The following is a 254-nucleotide window of genomic DNA, read 5'->3' as shown; positions in this document are numbered from 1 at the left end:
TAGACAACTAGGATGTTGGCTCAGAAGCAGCCATCATTTAAAGAGTGCGTAATAGCTCACTAGTCGAGTGACCCTGCGCCGAAAATTTACCGGGGCTAAACATAACACCGAAACTGTGGATAGAACCTTAGGTTCTATGGTAGGAGAGCGTTCTAAGGGCGTTGAAGCTAGATCGTGAGGACTAGTGGAGCGCTTAGAAGTGAGAATGCCGGTATGAGTAGCGAAAGACGGGTGAGAATCCCGTCCACCGAATG

The 254-nt window shown here is 48.8% G+C and carries 1 rRNA gene; it reads left to right on the top strand.

What is annotated here, in order from left to right:
• Positions 1–254: ribosomal RNA gene (locus ACEN4L_RS13610) — 23S ribosomal RNA — on the top strand; the annotation flags it as partial.

The organism is Desemzia sp. FAM 23988, assembly GCF_045528365.1.
Classification (GTDB): Bacteria; Bacillota; Bacilli; order Lactobacillales; family Carnobacteriaceae; genus Desemzia.
Note: the sequence above shows the minus strand (reverse complement) of the source record. Positions and strands in the feature narration are given on the sequence as shown.